This is a genomic window from Shimia sp. (assembly GCF_041624275.1).
Taxonomy (GTDB): Bacteria; Pseudomonadota; Alphaproteobacteria; order Rhodobacterales; family Rhodobacteraceae; genus Shimia.
On record NZ_JBFJVE010000297.1, the window covers coordinates 1 to 2,272 of the forward strand.

A 2,272-nucleotide genomic window follows, 5' to 3' on the forward strand; every position below is an offset into this window, starting at 1 on the left:
GGCCTGCACGAAGGCGGTGCCGGCGTCAAAGCCCAGCTCGACCTCGAGCGTCTTGCTCTTCAGCGCCTTTTCCAGCTCGACCAGCGGCACCGCCTCGCGCTTGTCGGTTACCGGGATGCTGTCATAGCTCCACTCGTGGATACCCATCTTCTGGCTGATCAGCGTGAATTGCGGCGGCGGGCGGTTTTCCTCGGGGTCCTCGCCGCGGCAGAACATGTCGATCGACACCGCCGCCTTGTGGCCATGGGCCACGGCGGTGATGATATTGGCCGGGCCGAAGGCCGCGTCACCGCCGAAGAACACGTTCTTGCGGGTCGACTGGAAGGTTTCGTCGTCGTTGATGATCGGCGTGCCCCAGCTGGTGAAGCGGATGCCGGTGGATTTCTCGATCCAGGGAAAGGCGTTTTCCTGGCCGATGGCGATCAGCACGTCGTCGCATTCGACAAAGACCGGCTCTTCTCCGGTCGGAACCAGCTTGCGCCCGCCGTCCTTGTCATAGACCGGTTCGACCTTCTCGAACAGCATGCCAGCCAGCTTGCCCTTCTTCAGCACGAATTCCTTGGGCACGTGGTTGTCGATGATCGGAATGCCCTCGTGGATGGCGTCTTCCTTTTCCCAGGGCGAGGCCTTCATGTCCTCGAAGGGCGAGCGCACGATCACCTTGACCTCTTCGCCGCCCAGGCGGCGCGAGGTGCGGCAGCAATCCATGGCGGTGTTGCCGCCGCCGAGGACGATCACCTTCTTGCCGATCTTCTCGGTGTGTTCGAAGGCGACATTGGCCAGCCAGTCGAGGCCGATGTGGATATTGGCATCGGCTTCCTTGCGGCCCGGCAGGTCGGGCAGGTCGCGTCCGCGCGGCGCGCCGCAGCCGACGAAGATCGCATCGTAATCCTTTTCCAGCAGGTCGGCCATACTGTCGACATAGGTGTTGAAATGGGCATGCACGCCCATGTCGAGCACATAGCCCACTTCTTCGTCGAGCACGGTTTCCGGCAGCCGGAACGAGGGGATCTCGGAGCGCATGAAGCCGCCGCCCTTGGCCTGGGCGTCGAAAAGGTGCAGCTCGTAGCCAAGCGGTGCGAGATCGCGGGCCACGGTCAGCGAAGCCGGGCCGCCGCCGACCAGGGCGATCTTCTTGCCGTTGGCCGGCCCGGCCACCGGCAGGCGCGGTTTGACGTCGTCCTTGAAATCGGCCGCGACGCGTTTCAGGCGGCAGATGGCGACCGGCTCTTCCTCGACCCGGCCGCGGCGGCAGGCGGGTTCGCAGGGGCGGTCGCAGGTACGTCCAAGCACCCCGGGAAAGACATTGCTTTCCCAGTTTACCATATAGGCGTCGCTATAGCGTTCCTGTGCGATAAGGCGGATGTATTCCGGCACGGGGGTGTGCGCGGGGCAAGCATACTGGCAGTCAACAACCCGGTGAAAGTATTCCGGGTCTGCCGTATTCGTGGGTTTCATGTCGCTTCCTTGTGCGAAATTTCCTGCGTGTACGACCGTAAGACAAGAGTTCTATGGGAAGCCTGCGGGTGTAAAGGCCGAAATGGTCGCAAACCCGGTTTGTCGCATTATTTTTGCGTTACGTCGTTTTTGCCCCGTGGCCCAAATCCCGGCCCGCGGCGCTGCCGGGCCGAGGTTTCGCAAGAAGGGTGTTTTTCAGGGTTGTTAATACATCTTGAGGTTGCGGTGCGTGCGTCCTTCGCGATGCGCGGCCGGCGCGCTCGCGGCTTTGCGCTGGACATTTGCCGCGCCGGTGCCTCTATTCGGCCGAATGAAAAACCATGCGCCATTTGCCCGTCCCGGTCAGGTCGTTGGCCTGCTCGGCGGATCCTTCGATCCGCCCCATGCCGGCCACGCCCATGTCACGCGCGAGGCGCTGAAACGGTTCGGGCTCGACCGGGTCTGGTGGCTGGTCAGCCCGGGCAATCCGCTGAAGGCCCGGGGGCCGGCGCGGCTGGAGCGCAGGATCGCCGCCTGTCACGAGGTGATGGCGCATCCTCGGGTCGAGATCACCGACGTCGAGGCAGGCCTCGGCACGCGCTATACCGCCGAAACCATCGCCGCGTTGCAGGCACGCCATCCCGGCATGCGCTTTGTCTGGCTGATGGGGGCCGACAACCTGGCGCAGCTGCACCAGTGGAAGGACTGGCAGGAGATCATGTTCCGGGTGCCGGTCGGGGTGCTGGCCCGGCCCGGAGAACGGGTCGAGGGGCGTGCCGCCAAGGCCGCACAGGTGTTTCGCGGCGCGCGGCTGCACCCGCGTGCCAGCCATCTA

2 protein-coding genes are annotated in these 2,272 nt (G+C 64.3%); one reads left to right on the forward strand and one right to left on the reverse strand.

The window, feature by feature from the left end; translation table 11 throughout:
• On the reverse strand, positions 1-1,458 hold a 1,458-nt coding region (locus ABZD10_RS15340; RefSeq protein ID WP_372887854.1), incomplete at its 3' end, for an FAD-dependent oxidoreductase.
• Positions 1,459-1,768: 310 nt separating this feature from the next.
• On the opposite strand from ABZD10_RS15340, the gene ABZD10_RS15345 reads away from it, so the two are divergent.
• Positions 1,769-2,272: nicotinate-nucleotide adenylyltransferase (locus ABZD10_RS15345; RefSeq protein WP_372887856.1), on the forward strand; the 504-nt coding region annotated here is incomplete at its 3' end.